Annotated in this window: 15 protein-coding genes; 9 read left to right on the top strand and 6 right to left on the bottom strand. The window is 52.8% G+C overall.

Translation table 11 applies throughout. From position 1 onward, the window contains the following. Nucleotides 1-29: 29 nt before the first annotated feature. Nucleotides 30-929, top strand: a complete 900-nt coding sequence (locus CWO84_RS10965; RefSeq protein WP_033156814.1) for a hypothetical protein — start codon at nucleotides 30-32, stop codon at nucleotides 927-929. Nucleotides 930-1031: 102 nt separating this feature from the next. Here the strand turns inward: CWO84_RS10965 and CWO84_RS10960 are convergent, their stop codons facing one another. Both CWO84_RS10960 and CWO84_RS10955 read right to left on the bottom strand, forming a co-directional pair. Then, nucleotides 1032-1946, bottom strand: a complete 915-nt coding sequence (locus tag CWO84_RS10960; RefSeq protein ID WP_225892931.1) for a DMT family transporter — start codon at nucleotides 1944-1946, stop codon at nucleotides 1032-1034. A gap of 151 nt (nucleotides 1947-2097) precedes the next feature. Beyond that, on the bottom strand, nucleotides 2098-3063 hold the full coding sequence (locus CWO84_RS10955; RefSeq protein ID WP_101052687.1) for an AraC family transcriptional regulator: 966 nt from the start codon (nucleotides 3061-3063) through the stop codon (nucleotides 2098-2100). 298 nt (nucleotides 3064-3361) lie between these two features. Between CWO84_RS10955 and CWO84_RS10950 the strand changes: the two genes are divergently transcribed. The 6 genes from CWO84_RS10950 to CWO84_RS10925 all read left to right on the top strand — a co-directional run bounded on the left by CWO84_RS10950 (nucleotide 3362) and on the right by CWO84_RS10925 (nucleotide 9834). After that, nucleotides 3362-5353, top strand: coding sequence for a TonB-dependent receptor plug domain-containing protein (locus tag CWO84_RS10950; RefSeq protein WP_084153304.1), 1992 nt, complete (start codon nucleotides 3362-3364; stop codon nucleotides 5351-5353). Nucleotides 5354-5418: 65 nt separating this feature from the next. Further along, the gene (locus CWO84_RS10945) at nucleotides 5419-6633 is read left to right on the top strand and encodes an amidohydrolase family protein (protein WP_101052685.1); all 1215 of its coding nucleotides are present in this window, start codon (nucleotides 5419-5421) and stop codon (nucleotides 6631-6633) included. A 150-nt stretch (nucleotides 6634-6783) separates the two neighbouring features. After that, nucleotides 6784-7989, top strand: coding sequence for an ABC transporter permease (locus tag CWO84_RS10940; protein ID WP_101052683.1), 1206 nt, complete (start codon nucleotides 6784-6786; stop codon nucleotides 7987-7989). 1 nt (nucleotide 7990) lies between these two features. Next, nucleotides 7991-9190 (top strand): ABC transporter permease, encoded by a 1200-nt coding sequence (locus tag CWO84_RS10935; protein ID WP_101052681.1) that lies wholly within the window; start codon nucleotides 7991-7993, stop codon nucleotides 9188-9190. Between the two features lie 125 nt (nucleotides 9191-9315). Beyond that, entirely contained in the window at nucleotides 9316-9591 is a 276-nt protein-coding gene (locus CWO84_RS10930) for a late competence development ComFB family protein (RefSeq protein WP_101052679.1), read from the top strand. A gap of 42 nt (nucleotides 9592-9633) precedes the next feature. Next, a complete protein-coding gene (locus CWO84_RS10925; protein ID WP_101052677.1) occupies nucleotides 9634-9834 on the top strand; it encodes a hypothetical protein in 201 nt (66 codons plus the stop codon). 83 nt (nucleotides 9835-9917) lie between these two features. On the opposite strand, the gene CWO84_RS10920 is transcribed toward CWO84_RS10925, so the two are convergent. From CWO84_RS10920 to speE, 4 genes are all read right to left on the bottom strand, one after another. Beyond that, nucleotides 9918-10613, bottom strand: coding sequence for an OmpA family protein (locus CWO84_RS10920; protein WP_033156808.1), 696 nt, complete (start codon nucleotides 10611-10613; stop codon nucleotides 9918-9920). Between the two features lie 35 nt (nucleotides 10614-10648). Beyond that, nucleotides 10649-11086, bottom strand: a complete 438-nt coding sequence (locus tag CWO84_RS10915; protein ID WP_033156807.1) for an exosortase system-associated protein, TIGR04073 family — start codon at nucleotides 11084-11086, stop codon at nucleotides 10649-10651. A 163-nt stretch (nucleotides 11087-11249) separates the two neighbouring features. After that, nucleotides 11250-12164, bottom strand: a complete 915-nt coding sequence (locus CWO84_RS10910) for a GGDEF domain-containing protein (RefSeq protein ID WP_101052675.1) — start codon at nucleotides 12162-12164, stop codon at nucleotides 11250-11252. Between the two features lie 252 nt (nucleotides 12165-12416). After that, nucleotides 12417-13262 (bottom strand): polyamine aminopropyltransferase, encoded by an 846-nt coding sequence (gene speE / locus CWO84_RS10905; protein ID WP_033156805.1) that lies wholly within the window; start codon nucleotides 13260-13262, stop codon nucleotides 12417-12419. A gap of 83 nt (nucleotides 13263-13345) precedes the next feature. Between speE and speA the strand changes: the two genes are divergently transcribed. Together speA and CWO84_RS10895 are read left to right on the top strand one after the other, a co-directional pair. Continuing rightward, nucleotides 13346-15172: a biosynthetic arginine decarboxylase gene (speA, locus tag CWO84_RS10900; protein ID WP_240618027.1), complete on the top strand. Its 1827-nt coding sequence runs from the start codon at nucleotides 13346-13348 to the stop codon at nucleotides 15170-15172. A gap of 64 nt (nucleotides 15173-15236) precedes the next feature. Next, a complete protein-coding gene (locus CWO84_RS10895) occupies nucleotides 15237-15845 on the top strand; it encodes a GDSL-type esterase/lipase family protein (protein ID WP_101052671.1) in 609 nt (202 codons plus the stop codon). Nucleotides 15846-15874: the final 29 nt, after the last annotated feature.

The raw sequence follows: 15874 nt of genomic DNA, 5'->3' as shown, positions 1-15874 counted from the left end.
GTTTTCAGCCACAGATTGGGAAGTTTTTTGTGACTCAGCTCAAATATCGTTCTATTTTTACGCCAGCCAGCGACGTGCAACGGCAAGAAAATTTTGCTGATTATTGGCTGTTTACCCAACAACATGGCGGTGAGTTATTGGAAGCGGACCGGGATTTGGCTAAAAAGCGCGAGCGATTGGCTTATTTTCAAAATAATCCGGTGCGCTTGCACAAGCCCTTAGCGGACCCGGAAGCATTTTATCGTAATTATGTGAAGATGGTGGACGATCCAAAATCCTTGGACAGGCTGACCTTATTACTCTGCGGTATTTATAAATTCGCGCGCCACGAGTGGGTAGGTATCAAAGGCGCCTGGGATGTGGTGCCGGATATGGCTAATTCGCATAGCGTGGAAGACAAAATTTCCCGAGTGCATCTGGCCGAAGAGTTTTGCCATTGGCGTTTGTTTGATGAAATGCTGAAAACCTGCGGATTAGAGCGGGTGGTATGGGAACCGTTGACCCCGTTTAAGGAAATGATCTACGAACAATTTCCGAAGTTGCCGGGGGTATTGATGGATACGCCGGCCTTCGTCACCGAGTTAATGGGTGTCAGCTTCTATTGCCATTTGTATCCCTTATTCGACGAGTTATTGGCCGACGAGCCGGAAGTTAGAGATCGTCTGAAAGCCTTGCTGGACGAAATCACCATCGACGAAGTCGCGCACGTCGGACAACGCCGTAATTTCATCGGGTCGGTGGGCATTAAGATTGCCCGCTATCTGGTTAAGCCGTTTTACATACTGTTTTATCAGGACATTCCGGAAGTGGGCGAATTATTCGATGTCAAGCAAATGATCGCTCACGGCGAAGCGTTTGATTTTAATCAATTGCCGGACTACATGGTCGCCCGCAGTTGGGTTCCTTCTTATTGCAAGGTTGCCGCTTAAAATCTGGTCTCGAAAGCGACTGCCAATTCAGCAATGACATGCCGATGGTCAGGCGTTGCAAGCAACCCGGTATCTGAAGAACAGGCGTTTAGCCAGTTTGGCTTAACGCAGAAACGGCAACATCACCCCAAACACCAAAATCAGCGTAGTGCCGATCAGGGCCGTTTGGCCGGGAATTTGTTCGAATAGCAAGACGCTCCAGGCTAAGCTTAATACCGGGGCCAAATACCCTATGGAGCTCACCAAGGCTGCTGGCGCGGCTTGATAAGCCCGAGTCATATAATGTTGCGCGCCGCTGCCCGACACGCCTACCAGGAGCAATAAGCCCCAGCTTTCCGCCGAGCCCGGCAGGCGATAGCCAAACCGCGCAAAATAAATGCCGTGTAACGCCAAGCCCACCAGGCAAAAATAGAAAATTACCGTTTGCGGGGTATTGCTGCGCCCGGCACGCGCCACCATCAAATAGGCCAGCGCCGACAACAGGCCGGCCAGCAAGGCCATGGCTTGTCCGAATAAGTTGTGGCTATTTTCGAAATCAAATAGCAGCGATACCCCACTGAACGAGCCGATAATGGCCAGCCAAACCAATAGCGAGTTTTTTTGGCCCAAAACCAGTGGCCCTAACAACATGACGAACACACCGCTGCTGGCGGTCAAAAATGCGCTCTCGCCGGGGCCGATGCGGACGATGGCCGCAAACGACAGCATCAAGGCCGTGCTGCCGAACAAGCCGCGCAACCACAGCGAGGGGCGGGCGTCGCCGAACAGGCCGAGCAGTCGGCCGCCGATCAGCGCCGGAATTGTCAGGATCAAGAAATTGGCCAGGATGCGGATAAAGCTGATCATGCTGGGCGGCAAGCCGGTATCGAATAGGCCGATGGCGTATGCGCCGGCGTTCATCACCGAAAACAAGACACAAGCGACCAGCATATAACTCAGACCGAGGCGGCTGTTAGGCAGCGGCAAGATAGGCGTGGGAGTTTGGATGGTTTGCGGCTGATTAGTGTCGGCGGGCACTGGTGGCTTGGCTTAAGAGCGTCGGTAAGGGCGAATAGGTTGAGGATAGGGCCGTATCGGTTCGGCCTGACGGCTTGCGAGTCCAAAATGCACATCATTGCGCCGGCTACCGACGCACGGATTTGGTCAGCGTCGCAGGTATATTAACCTCTTAAGGTTTGGATGTGTGGTTTTTGGCGATACTGCGGGGGGATATGCCGAAATATTTGCTAAAAGCAGTGCTGAAATTGCTGGCGTGATTGTAGCCGACATAGGCGGCGGCAACATCGATTTGACAGCGGCTGGATTCTAATAACTGATAGGCGGTTTTCATGCGAATCTCTAATAATAAGCCATACGGCGTCGTATTAAAAAAGTGATGAAACAATTGTTTTAATTTAAATTGATTGGTGCCGGCGCGTCTGGATAATTCGGCAACCGATGGCGGGTTTTTATATTCATTTAACAGAATGTTATGCGCGGCTTGGGCAATGACTTGGTCTTTTTTTGAAAATACCGGCGATGTCTTCCGATTATCTTGCCATAGATGAGTCATTTCCGCGGCTAATATCGACAGGGCTTGGCCGTGCATAAATACATGTCTTGCCGGATTATTCGGATCGCAATTTAATAGCTGTCGCGTGGCTATTAATGCCCTATTTGAAATGGGTTTATAACTTATTAAACTAATGCCGTTCTTATTAAAAAATCGCGTTGCGGTATTTTCGCCGAAGTATCGACTCAACCAAGATTTACTCATCGAAAACCGCACTTGGGCCATTGGATTATTGGCTTGATATTGGCGTTCGCCAATACTGGAGCTGAATGCGGTTATCGACGTATAGCCTTCATTAAAAGTAATTTCCTGGCCCTGCGCATCAACGAATCTCGATTGCCCTTGCATGCCCAAAGTCACCACCAGGCGAGGGTTGTGCTGATCCATTCGGGTCAGAATAGCTAGATCCTGACTGGGCTGATAATGGGTTTCGATATAGTTCAAGTCTGGGTCGAGCGGAAATAATGTCGAGTAGCCTTTGCCTATGTCATCCGGCAGATACTCAGTCAGGCAGTTGCCTTGCTGGCGGGATTGCAATTCGTCGTTTTTGATGCGCCAGCGTCCCGCCGTTTTCTTCGTCATGGCAATCCCAGTGTTGGTGCTAATAAGCAATTTTATTTAAACTATGTTATTTGGCTTAATTAATAGTTGCTAAATAGGCCGCTGAGTTTTTTTTGATGAGGTAGTCGAAAATTCGGATATTACCGGCTGCTACTTATAGCATAAAAAATATTACTTTTAGCATATGAAAGTAACTCAGGCGGTTGCGAGTGATTCGTTAAAATCAGCATTGTGATAAACGCTTTCCATATTCGAACATTCAGCGATAAATGTTCGGTGGATAGGGTTTTATTTTTGCCGAATGTTGACTGGAATGATCATGAAATACGCCGTGCTGCCCTTACTGAATTTACCCAAATCCTTGCTGGTTTTTTTTGCGCTACTGCAAGCCGGTACCGCCGTCCTGGCAGAGGAAAAGACTGACCAGCTCGATTCCACCGAGGTAGTCGCCAACCCTGTTATCGAAGAAAATCATGTGGACGAGTTCTCCGGCGTATCTGCGGTCGTCACTGAAGAACAAATCCGCGACCAAAATGCCTTGGACTTGGCGTCCGTCCTGAAAAGAACACCCGGCGTACAAATTTCCCGCTATAACCCCGTCGGCGCCTTCGGCGGCGACCAGGGCGGCGCGGTTTCGATTCGCGGTCAGGGCTCTGGCCGTCCGGGTAGCGAGATCAAGACCTATATCGACGATATTCCTTTGTATATGGCTACCTGGAACCATCCTTTGCTGGATTTGTTGCCCGTCAACGGCATGCAATCGATTACGGTTTACAAGGGCCCGCAGCCGGCTATCAACGGCAACAATTTCGGTTCTATCAATCTGCAAACCAAGGCTGCGGCGGAGGACGGTTTGCACGGCAGCGGCCGATTGTCCGGCGGCTTTTTCGGCACGATTACCGAACAAGCGGATGTGCAAGGCAAGTACGGCGATTTCGATTTCTCACTGGCGCAAGGCTACGCCAAATCAGACGGCCACCGCCAAAACGGCTACGGCGAATTACGCAACGTGATGGGCAAGGCTGGCTACCAGCTAAATCCGCAATGGCGCTCGGATGTGACTTTTCTGTACGCGGATAATAGGGCCGGCGACCCCGGACAATACGGAGTAACACTGCCTATCGGCGAGTACGATACGGTTGCCGGCATGGTCGCCGCCAGCCTCAGCCACGCGCACGGCGATTGGCAGGGCAAATTTACTCTCTACCATAACGGCGGCGACGGTAATTGGTTGAGTCAAAATACTTACTTCACCGGTTTTGCCGACAACCGTTCGAATCTGCTCAGCCAATACAGCATGGACGGTTTTCGCTGGAAGGAACAGCTTTCGCCCTGGCAGGGCGGCACCTTAACGGCTGGGATAGATAACGAGTGGCTGAACGGTAAAGTGACTAACCTGGGCAGCCAGACCGGCAACCAAGTCTATCAATTCGCTACCCCCACTTTTAGACTCACCAGTCCTTACCTGGCCTTGAGTCACGACCTGGTGCTGAGCAAAGAGTGGGTGATGGTCCCGTCTGTCGGAGTGCGTTTTTACGACCATAGCCACTACCAGTCCAAAGCCTCCCCGCATGCCGGTTTGTCATTTGTCTCCGAAGATTTAACCGTGTTCGGCAACGTCTCAAACGGCGTCAACTATCCCGGCATTGACGCGGCGGCTAACTCAGGCGCCTTGTCGAACGTGCCGTTAAATCTATTTTCCGGCGGCTTTTTGCCGAATTTTTCAGCCGACGGCTGGCAAAACTTGTCGCCGGAAAACGTCGATCATGCTGAAGTGGGTTTGAAAGCTTCGCCCTTTAAAAGTACGCAAATCGACCTGAGCTTTTTCATCGATAACGTCAAGAATCGCTACGTGTTCGACTTAACCCAGGGTGCTTATATCAATTACGGCTCGTACTGGATGCGTGGCTTGGAAGCGTCGGTAAAACAAGACTTGATCGCCGACTGGAGTCTATTTGCCGGATTGACGCTACTCAACCCCAGCATCCCGAATTTGCCCTACACCCCGGAACAAGCGGTGACCGCCGGCATCAACGGCCCCATCGGTCCGCTGCGCTTTTCTTTCGATCTGCAATACCAATCAAGAACTTGGGCGTTGAATCGCGCCCGGAATGTCGCCGAGGTGAATAACCAACGTGTCGAAGCCTTTACTGTGGCGAATACCCGGCTGGCCTATCCTATTGCCGAGTTAGGCAAAAAAGGCGAAGTGTTTGTCAGCGTGGAAAACTTGTTTGATAAACGCTATGTCTATCGCCCTGGTTATCAAATGCCGGGTATTTGGGGGCAAATCGGTATTGCCGCCAGCTTCTAGGCGATTTAATCCCCATCAACTCGACAGCGCCGGCTTTCGCCGGCACTGCTTTTTGCGAAATAGCCATGAAATCTCAATCTAGTTTCAACCGCTGCCTCCAATTGCTTTCCGCGCTGGTGCTGACCTTGCCGGGCAGCATCGCCTTCGCCCAAGACCAACCGCTGCTCATCGCGGCAGCGCGGGTTTTCGATGGCTATACGCTCAGAAGCGATGCTGCGGTGCTGATAAGCGACGGGAAGGTCGCCAGGATAGACAGCCGGGAAGCGTTTAACGATAGCGATGCGCCTCGGCTTGAGCTAGGCGATGCCACCTTATTGCCGGGCTTTATTGAATTGCACGCGCATCTTAGCTACCAACACGTACCGGCTGATACCGTGCTGCGCCATGGCATCACCACGGTGCGTGATGTCGGCGGGCCGCTGCATCAGCCTTACGGCGGCGACGGCAGCTTAAGGCTGATGACGTCCGGGCCGATTCTAACCGCGCCGGCAGGCTACCCGATCCCTAACCTTGGCGAAACCGACATTGCCATGCCGGTAGCCGATGAGCAGCAGGCGCGGCAAGCGGTGCGTAAACTGGTGGCAGGCGGCGCGGTAGTGATTAAAGTGGCGCTGGAGCCCGGCGGCGAAGCGGGCGCGCCTTGGTCTGGCGGACACACGCACGCTCATTCCCAAGACCCACGCAGCAAAGCGCACGATAAACCACATAGCTGGCCGATGTTAGCGCCGGCGGTGTTGGCGGCCATTGTCGACGAAGCGCATCTAGTCGGCCGCCGGGTGGCGGCGCATCTTGCCGAGCCCAAAGGCGCGCAATTGGCCTTGGATGCCGGTGTCGACGAATGGGCCCACGCGCCCTGCGACAGTTTGCCGGACGCGCAATTGCAGCGGGCCGTGGCGCAACAGGTCAGAATCGTCGGCACCATCGATACTTTGTCGAAATGTCCGGGCGTGAACAGCAATGTCAGGCGCTTGGCCGAGTTGGGCGCGGAGTTTTTATATGGCGCGGAAATCGCTCATCCCGACATTCCCTGGGGCATAGATGGGCAGGAATTGCTGTACCTGCAACATCTGGCCGGAATGACGCCGTTGGATGTGATGCGGACCGCAACCTCCAAAGCGGGTCAATACCTGAATACGCCCTTGCTTGGCTCCTTATTACCCGGCGCGCCGGCCGATCTGATCGCGGTAAAAGGTGATCCGACGCAAAAGCTTAAGTTGTTGGAATACCCTGATTTGGTGATGTCCGGCGGCAAGCTGATAATCAATTACTTCGAAAATTGATCGGTCCCGGTTCTATAGGGGCTCTGCTCAGCCTCTGGAAAACCAAAACTCAAGGCTCTAACTCCGAAGTCTATGGAGCGCTCACGTTTTAGCTGGGTATTTGTTGGCGGTTCCGGCTAAACTGCCGGCTAAGCTTGTTACCCAATCGCCATGCTCAGTAAAGACTTACTTCTTCAGGCCGGCAAAGCCATCCGGACTCAACCCCTGCGCGCCGCACTGATTATTTTGGCGATGAGCATAGGCGTGGCTGCCGTGAACGTGTTGACTGCATTGGGCGACAGCGCCCGCAATTATGTGGTCCACGAATTCGAATCGTTGGGCACCCATCTGCTTATTGTCTTGCCCGGCCGCACCGAAACCACCGGCGGCCACCCGCCCCTGTTCGGCGAAACCCCTCGAGATTTGACCTTGGATGATGCCGCTACCTTATTCCGCAGCAAGCACGTTGCGGCGATTGCCCCGGTCAGTATCGGCTCCGCGCCGGTATCGGTTGGCGGTCTGGAGCGGGAAACCAATATCATGGGCTCTACGCATGCCTTGCTGCGCGTGCGGCATCTCACCATGGCCCAAGGCCAGTTTTTGCCGGAGGCCGACGCGGATAAGGAAATCTCGGTGTGCGTGATCGGCAAAAAAATCAGCGAGGAACTGTTTGCCCATCAACAAGCGGTAGGGCAATGGCTGCGCATCAATGATCGGCGGTTTCGAGTGATTGGCGTGTTAGCCAAGGAAGGTCAATCGATAGGCACCGGCTTTGATGAACTAGTCATCGTACCGGTGGCTTCCGCGCAAGCCTTGTTCGACAGCCATTCATTGTTTCGGATTTTAATTGAAGCCTACTCTGAAGCAGCCATGTATAAGGCCGTCGACGAGGTCCGCACTATCATCAAGCTGCGCCACGAAGGCGAGGACGATGTGACGGTGATTACCCAGGATAGCGTGGTGAATACCTTCGATAAAATCCTCACCGCGTTGACTTTTACCGTGGCCGGTATTGCCGCGGTCAGTCTGGCGGTGGCCGGGGTGTTGGTGATGAATGTGATGCTGGTCAGCGTCAGCCAACGCACTGCCGAAATTGGCTTGCTGAAAGCCTTGGGCGCCACGCAAAGCCAACTGCAACGCTGGTTTTTATGCGAAGCGGCCTTGTTGTCGCTGGCCGGCGCGCTGGTCGGCAGCGTACTCGGTCAGTTCGGTATTTTGATCTTGCAGTGGTTGTATCCGAATTTTCCGGTTGCTCTACCGATTTGGGCCAGAGTGTCGGCCTTGGCCGTCGCTTTAGTGACGGGGCTGGTTTTTGGGGTGTTGCCGGCTCGCAAGGCTGCGCGACTCGACCCGGTCGCGGCTTTGGCGAGGCGCTAAGATGATCTGGCTGGATTTAGCCAAACTGGCGTTACGCAGCATCAGCAGCCATAAGCAGCGCTCGTTGTTGACCGCCTTGGGCCTGATCATCGGCATCGCCGCTGTGGTGATTTTGACCTCCATCGGCCGGGGCATTCATAGTTTCGTGTTAGCGGAATTTACCCAGTTCGGCACGCATCTGATCGCGGTTTATCCCGGAAAAACCACCACGTTTGGCATGTCCGGTGCGACCATCAGCACGGTGCGGCCTTTGTCCACGGCCGATGCGGCCAGTCTGGAAAATCTCGATCACGTGTTGGCCGCCATGCCCATGGTACAGGGCAATGCCCGGATTGAGGCCGGCAACAAACAGCGCCGGGCCAATGTGTTTGGCGTCGGCGCCGCCTTGCCGCAAGTATGGCAATTGAAAGTCGATAGCGGCCGCTTTTTACCCGACGATGGTTTGGATAATCCGCGAGCGTTCGCGGTGTTGGGCAGTAAGATGCGCACGGAATTATTCGGCAATACCAACCCTCTGGGGCAACGGATTCGCATCGGTAGCGACCGGTTTCGGGTAATCGGCGTGATGCAGGCCAAAGGACAAATGTTGGGTTTTGACCTGGACGATACGGTGTTCGTTGCCAGCGGCAAGGCCATGGAGATGTTTGATCGGCAGAGTTTGATGGAAATCGATTTGCTATACAGCAGTGAGACCAGCGCGGAAACGGTGGAGCAAGCCATCAAACGCCGCTTGATAGCGCGGCACGGTGCCGAGGATTTTACGATAGTTACCCAAAACCAGATGCTGGAAAAAATGGATTCGGTATTGAGTGTATTGACCTTGGCGGTGGCGGCGCTGGGTAGTATCTCGTTACTGGTGGGCTCGGTCGGTATTCTCACCATCATGACCATCGCCGTGTCGGAACGAGTATCGGAGATTGGTTTGTTGCGGGCTATTGGTGCCGAGCGTGGCATGGTGTTTAAGCTGTTTCTCGGCGAAGCGATGTTGTTGAGTCTGGTCGGCGGTTCCGGTGGTGTTTTATTGGGCGTGGCACTGGTAAAGCTCGCCGCTGCTTTCGTGCCGGCATTACCGGTGCAATTGGCCTGGAATTACATCGTTGCCGCTTTTGCAATTTCCCTATTTATCGGCATTGCGGCCGGTGTGGTGCCGGCCATCAAGGCCGCTAGATTGAACCCGCTGGAAGCGTTGCGGGCGGAATGAGCTATGCCCGCCGTAAAAAATGAGAATAATCAGGGCCTCTGTCAGCCTGGCGAATGGATTCGGCCAAGTCGGATTCTGGGCTATGCTTATCAGCATTGGTAGCCAATGTTTTTTAAGAGGCCTTTATGCTGAATATTAGTAATTATTACGAGCGATTGGTGATAGATCGGCTTTGGAAGCTTGCTGAGCAGGCCGACGAGCCTTTCAGTCAAGCGTTTCAGGAAGACGTGGCTTGTCTGGCGCTGAACCAATTACCGCCGTGTTATGTGCGGAACACCATCGATAAGGGTATTAATGTCAGCGAGCAGCAATATCAGGAGATGGCCGGTGCTGTCGATCTGGCGGTGGAGCAGGCGATAAAGCAGGTTTTGCGCCGTCCTCGCGAGCACCGCAATGATTGAGTTTTTGCCCTTAACCTTTGACGTCGCCGATTCGGTAAAGCCATGAAAAACGCTTTGATCTTTTTACTAATAGCTGGCGGTTTGCCGGCTTGCGATTCTTCGCCGCCAGACAAGGCGAATCCGCCAGTGGTGCAGCAGCCGCTGGCTGATGCAATCAAGCAACCCATGGATCAGGCCAGGGATGCGGAAAAACAAATTTTTGAAAGCGCGGATCGGCAGAAACAGCAGGCAGACGAGATTTAAGATGGGGCAGAGATTCGATAACCGTGTTATTGAATCTCTGCCGCCAATTACCCTGCCGCTGGCGCGAGCAGGGTGGGTTGGGCTTACTTAAATTTAGGGCAGTCGAGATAGTCGGGATGTGCGGAAATAACCACGGCAACCCGGTGATTCTGATCCGCCGTGTTATCGGGGCCACCCGCTTCGCCGATAGCTTTGGAGACCAGTTGCGAGGCTCTGGCACCGTTTTTAATCAGCAGTTCGGTAACGGATTTAGCCCTTCTTTCCGATAAGGCTTGGTTAGCCGCAGGTTTACCCACTGTGTCGGTGGAAGCAGTGACAGTCGCTGTTGCATCCGGGTGGTCGTGTAAAAAGTGACCGATATGGCTGATGGTGTCTTCCTTGGTTTTAAACGGCACATGGCTGCCGGTTTTAAAGTAGGCCACGGTTTCGTGAATGGTTTCCACGTGATGGTGGTTTTGCGAATGGGCTTCTGTCAGCCATTGGCAATACTCTTTTTCCGAGGCCAAAACGTGTGCCGCGGCCGATTTTGCGGCCTCTTGCGCTTTCAGACTCTCGTCGATGTTCCAGTAATAATCGTTTTGCCAATGTTTCAACACATGATTGGCGGTTTTCAAGTCCTGTTCAGCCGCGGAAGCATGGAGCAAAGCTTGGCCGTAATGACCTTTGGATGCAGCATCAATCTCAGCGCTGAGCCCGGCCACATCCTTTTTCGGCGTGGAACAGGCGGCCAGCGACAAAGCCATAACGGCAAGCGGGATGTATACGTATTTTTTTGTCATGATCTTATCCTCAATATCGAGCGGTATCGTCCGCGTTACTTGCCATGATCCAGCGTGTCGGTATAGCCGTGATCCAGCGGGCCGAAATGAGTCCAGTAGCCGGGGTAATGCAGACCGAAGTAACGGGTATCTTCGCTAAAACGATCCCAGACGTAGGGCGGAGAGATAAATTCATCGGTGGGAATCGGCGAGGCAATCAGCTCCGCTACGCCTATTACAGTGCGGCTGACGGTGTGAGCTACGCCACGCAGCAGACCCCAACTTGAACCCAGCAGAATGTTTTGGTCGTGAGTGATGTTGACCACGTTTTTAGGGATTTCAATAAAACTGAAGGTGGTGTTAGCAAAGCCTTGGCTAACTCTGGAAGTGAAACCTGCCAGATAACCCGGATGGTTTTCGTCCGCATTTGCCATTTGGCTGGCCAATAATGCACCTGACAGCAAACAGGTGGTGAGGAATTTATTTTTATTCATGTTAGATACTCCCGTGGTGTTACAAATTTAATTCTACGTAGCATGCCTAAGCATAGCAGCAGAACGCCGAAAACACTGGAAGTTGGACAGTAACGCACGGCGCGGATAAATGCAAATACCTTATGAAGCCAGGTGTTTGTATTGGCCGGCTGGCAAGCTAAAGTTATCGGGCGTCGATTTCTACGCGATTTCGGCCGTTTTTCTTGGCGCGGTAAAGGGCGTCGTCGGCTGCTTGAATAATGGCTTCCAGGGAGGTGTCGGCCATTATTCGGCACGAGCAGACGCCAATCGACAGGGTGGTAGGTATGGGCTGGCTTTGGTATTGAAACGTATGTTGCATCACCGTCAGTCTGATGCGCTCCGCCAAGGTGGTTGCGGCATCGCTGGAAATGTCACGCAACAACATGATGAATTCTTCGCCGCCGTAGCGGGCCAGGAAATCCTCCTGGCGCATTTCCGCATTCAGGATTTTCGCCAGTTCTTTAAGGACCTGATCGCCGGCGAGATGGCCGAAATTGTCGTTGGTGCGCTTGAAATGGTCGGCGTCGCACATCATCACCGTTAATCGGGTTTCGTTGCGTTTACAAAAAGACAATTCCTGTTGCGCGCGCAGCATGAAGGCGTTGCGGTTCAGAATGTTGGTCATCGCATCCAGATTCGCCGCCGCGTATAGCGCCTGTTCGGATTTAGCTTCGTTGGCGCGTTTGTAATCGATTTTTAAGTAAGTGTCGCCCAATAGGATTCTGTCGAGTAATTCGAGTTTATGTTTTGCGACCCGCTTGCCGTTGACGTAGGTGCCGTTGGTGGAGTTTAAGTCTTCCAGCAGGATATGCCGGTTTTGTACCCAGAGCCGGCCGTGGCGCCGGGAGACCTTAGGATCGGGAATCAGAATATCCACGGCCGGTTCGCGGCCCAACACATGCTGATGATGGTGCAATTTGTATTGCTTGCCTTGATCGCTACCGGATAACACCACCAAATACGGCTCAAGCTCCGAAGTGTCACGACTGTTTTCGGATAATTTGCCGATCAAGGTGTTGGACAAGATTAACTGAGTTTTGTCGGGAGGCGTGGTCATCGGGCGAGTCCTAATCATCTCCTGGCTTAGGTAATGAAATATGCTTTTGGGGCGTTACTCGGGCAGTTGCGAGACTATCTTGCCAGTCAGGCGCGCTGTAAGAAACCTCCTACAAGGCCTCAGTGTCGCAGATAGCCGGATAGCTAGCAAGGGATGTGAGCACGTGGCCAAACGATTTGAGGCCATGTTCAGCGTGGCGCGCTAAGAACTGCTCAGCAGAGCCGAAGCGCGTGGCTTCGGCTCGAGCAATGGTTAAGCGAAGGCTTTTTTGAAAAACTCCGGCATTGCCAGACTGGCTTTGTGGATGTCGCTGTTGTAATAAACAGTCTCAAAACCCTTGTTGACCGCGTCCTGCTCGCGGAACTTCGACAAATCGGTTTTGCTGGCCATCGTTGCGCTCCACCAGCCTGATGGATAAATGCATTGCGGGAAGAAGACCGTTTGGAAGTTTGCAAATCCCCCCGCTTTCATTTCCTCGCGCATTTCCTTGAGAATTTTCATATGCAGCAGGGCTGATTCGCTTTGTTGCACCACGATGCCGTTCTCGCTTAAAGCTTTATAGCAATCCTTGTAAAAATCAGCGCAGAACAAGCCCTCGGCCGGGCCGACCGGATCGGTGCTGTCGACGATGATGATGTCCACGCTATTCGGCGCGGCCTCTTTCACCCATTTAATACCGTCGATGAATTTCAGGTCGGCGCGCGGATCGTTGTTGGATTCGCACAGTTCCGGGAAATAGATTTCCGCCAAGCGGGTGACGCGCTCGTCGATGTCGATTTGCACGGCTTTTTCGACGCCAGGATGCTTCAGCACTTCCCGTAAAGTACCGCAGTCGCCGCCGCCGATGATCAACACATTTTTCGGGTTGGGATGGGTGAACAACACCGGGTGGCTGATCATCTCGTGATAAAAGAAATTATCCCGAGTCGAGACCATGGTGCAGCCGTCGATTACCATCAGATTGCCGAACTGTTCGGTTTCGTAGATTTCCAGAAACTGAAATTCGGATTGCTCCTCGTGCAGTTTGCGTTTGATTTTTAACGAGAAGGCCGAACCGGAAGGCTCTTGGGCTTCGCTAAACCATTGATCGTCGAGCATGGGAAAGTCCTGTAAAAAGTCATATAACGTTCATCATTATACTTTAGAATTTCTACCTCTTTATGACAGTTAGGATACCGCGCGTGCCGACACAACCCTGGTCGATTGAACAATCCAAGCAGCTTTACGCTATCCAGCAATGGGGTAACGGTTATTTTTCAATTAACGACCAGGGCCATGTCTGCGTGAAGCCGCAAGCCGATTGCGCGACCGAAATCGATCTGTTCGACATTGCCCAGGCCTTGCGGGGCAAGGGCTTGAACTTCCCGGTGCTGGTGCGGTTTACCGATATTTTGTGCGACCGCATCCGTCAGCTGCAGCAGGCCTTCGACCAAGCCAGAGCCGCGAACCATTACAGCGGCCATTACACGCCGGTCTATCCGATCAAGGTTAATCAGCAAGGCAATGTGGTGGAAAGCATTGTTGCCGCCGAGCATATCGGCCTGGAAGCCGGCAGCAAACCGGAGTTATTGGCGATTTTAGGACTGGCCAAACCTGGCGGTACCATCGTCTGCAACGGTTACAAGGACCGGGCTTATATCCGCATGGCTTTGATGGGCCAGTTAATGGGCTTGTCGGTATTCATCGTCATCGAAAAGCCCTCCGAGCTGGAGATGATCATCGAAGAAGCCGCTAAGCTACAAGTCACACCGTTGATCGGTTTGCGGGTGCGTTTATCGACCATCAGCGCCGGCAAATGGCAGAACAGCGGCGGCGAGAAATCCAAGTTTGGTTTGCACGCCAGTGAAGTGTTGCAACTGATTGCCCGTTTGCAACAAGTGGACATGCTGCACTGTTTGCAGTTGATGCACTTTCATATGGGTTCACAAATCGCCAATATCCACGACATCAAACTGGCCTTAAAAGAAGCCGGCCAGTTTTACCTGCAATTGCATCAATTGGGTGCCAACATTACCACGGTCGATGCCGGTGGCGGTTTGGGTGTGGACTACGACGGCAGCGGTTCGCGGCGGGAATGTTCGATCAACTACAGCGTCAACGAGTACGCGGAAAACATCGTCCGCGCCTTTGCGGAAATGGCGCAGCAACACGATTTGCCGCAGCCCAATATCATCACCGAATCCGGCCGGGCCATCACCGCGCATCATGCGGTGTTGATTACTAATGTTACCGAAGTTGAAAGCCTGCAAGGCGCGGCGACGGCGGTGGCGATTAGCGGGCAAAATATCGCCGAGGCTTATCACAATGCCCAATTCAACATGGCTGAAGCCCGTGCCCAGTTCGTGCAAGGCGATTTGTCTTTGACCGATCTGGCCGAAGCCGAAAAGCACTATGTCAGTTTGTGTCAGCAAATTCAGCGCGAGCTGAATCTGGATAACCACCATCATCGGGAAATTTTGCAGGAGCTGGATGAAAAACTGGCGGACAAGGTATTCTGCAATTTCTCCTTGTTTCAATCGATGCCGGACATCTGGGGTATCGATCAGATTTTCCCGATTATGCCCATTCATAATCTGCAGCAGCAACCCAACCGGCGTGCGGTCCTGCAAGACTTAACCTGCGATTCCGATGGCCGTATCGATCAATACGTCGATCATCAGAACATCGCCAACACCATGCCGCTGCATACCATTCCCGAAGATCAGGACTATCTGATCGGCTTTTTCATGGTCGGCGCGTATCAGGAAATTTTGGGTGATATGCACAATCTATTCGGTGATACGCATTCGATTAACGTGCAGCTGGACGAGCAAGGCTATATTTTCGGCGACTTCATGGAAGGCGAGGATGTCAGCGAACTGCTGGATTATGTGCATATCAATACCGAAGCGTTAAAAACCGCCTACCGGCAAAAGTTGGGCGTCAGCGGATTAACGGCTGCGCAAAAGCAGGCTTTCGAGCAGGAACTGTTGGCCGGATTGAATGCTTATACCTACCTGGAAAAATAGCTAAGGCGATAGAAGGATAGATAAGGGTGCTGCGCCCCAGGCGCTTAAAGGATCGAGGGCGTGCATGAAAATAGTTCTGATGGTTGTAGCATTGCTATTCGGTGGTATGGCTTGTAATAAACCAAAGCCAGCCTTAAGCAAGCTGCCGGATAACGCCGTCATTCTGGCCTTTGGCGATAGCTTGACTTATGGAACCGGTGCTTCGGCCCAGCATGATTACCCCAGCATACTCACGCAACTGACCGGCCGCGAGGTCATTAATGAAGGCGTTCCTGGAGAGATCAGCAGTGCAGGCCGGCAGCGCTTACCGGCATTGCTGGATGAATACAGGCCCGATCTATTAATTTTGATACACGGCGGCAACGATATTCTGCAACAACTCGCCGCCGATCAGACCCGGGACAATCTTAAAGCCATGATAGCCGAAGCCCGGCAACGCAATATCCCGGTAGTGATCTTCGGTGTGCCGGCGTTTGGGATCGTGTTTTTACATAGCGCGAAAATTTATGAAGAGCTGGCTGCATCTGAAGGCGTGCCGAGCGATCTGGATAGTTTGCCTAAGATTCTGGCAAATAACGAGCTTAAGTCGGATACCGTCCATCCTAATGATAGGGGGTATCGGCTTTTGGCGGAAAATGTTGTCGCGTTATTACAAAAACACGGAGCGTTATAATCGCCCGCACGGTCTGTTAGGACCCAACT

This window comes from Methylomonas sp. Kb3, assembly GCF_002834115.1.
In the GTDB taxonomy this organism is placed as follows: domain Bacteria; phylum Pseudomonadota; class Gammaproteobacteria; order Methylococcales; family Methylomonadaceae; genus Methylomonas; species Methylomonas defluvii.
Note: the sequence above shows the minus strand (reverse complement) of the source record. Positions and strands in the feature narration are given on the sequence as shown.

What these genes read in the sequence shown, in the direction of transcription:
- CWO84_RS10955 (WP_101052687.1), bottom strand. Translation starts at nt 3,063, where the DNA reads ATGACGAAGAAAACGGCGGGACGCTGGCGCATCAAAAACGACGAATTG.
- CWO84_RS10950 (WP_084153304.1), top strand. Translation starts at nt 3,362, where the DNA reads ATGAAATACGCCGTGCTGCCCTTACTGAATTTACCCAAATCCTTGCTG.
- CWO84_RS10945 (WP_101052685.1), top strand. Translation starts at nt 5,419, where the DNA reads ATGAAATCTCAATCTAGTTTCAACCGCTGCCTCCAATTGCTTTCCGCG.
- CWO84_RS10940 (WP_101052683.1), top strand. Translation starts at nt 6,784, where the DNA reads ATGCTCAGTAAAGACTTACTTCTTCAGGCCGGCAAAGCCATCCGGACT.
- CWO84_RS10935 (WP_101052681.1), top strand. Translation starts at nt 7,991, where the DNA reads ATGATCTGGCTGGATTTAGCCAAACTGGCGTTACGCAGCATCAGCAGC.
- CWO84_RS10930 (WP_101052679.1), top strand. Translation starts at nt 9,316, where the DNA reads ATGCTGAATATTAGTAATTATTACGAGCGATTGGTGATAGATCGGCTT.
- CWO84_RS10925 (WP_101052677.1), top strand. Translation starts at nt 9,634, where the DNA reads ATGAAAAACGCTTTGATCTTTTTACTAATAGCTGGCGGTTTGCCGGCT.
- CWO84_RS10920 (WP_033156808.1), bottom strand. Translation starts at nt 10,613, where the DNA reads ATGACAAAAAAATACGTATACATCCCGCTTGCCGTTATGGCTTTGTCG.
- CWO84_RS10915 (WP_033156807.1), bottom strand. Translation starts at nt 11,086, where the DNA reads ATGAATAAAAATAAATTCCTCACCACCTGTTTGCTGTCAGGTGCATTA.
- CWO84_RS10910 (WP_101052675.1), bottom strand. Translation starts at nt 12,164, where the DNA reads ATGACCACGCCTCCCGACAAAACTCAGTTAATCTTGTCCAACACCTTG.
- speE (WP_033156805.1), bottom strand. Translation starts at nt 13,262, where the DNA reads ATGCTCGACGATCAATGGTTTAGCGAAGCCCAAGAGCCTTCCGGTTCG.
- CWO84_RS10895 (WP_101052671.1), top strand. Translation starts at nt 15,237, where the DNA reads ATGAAAATAGTTCTGATGGTTGTAGCATTGCTATTCGGTGGTATGGCT.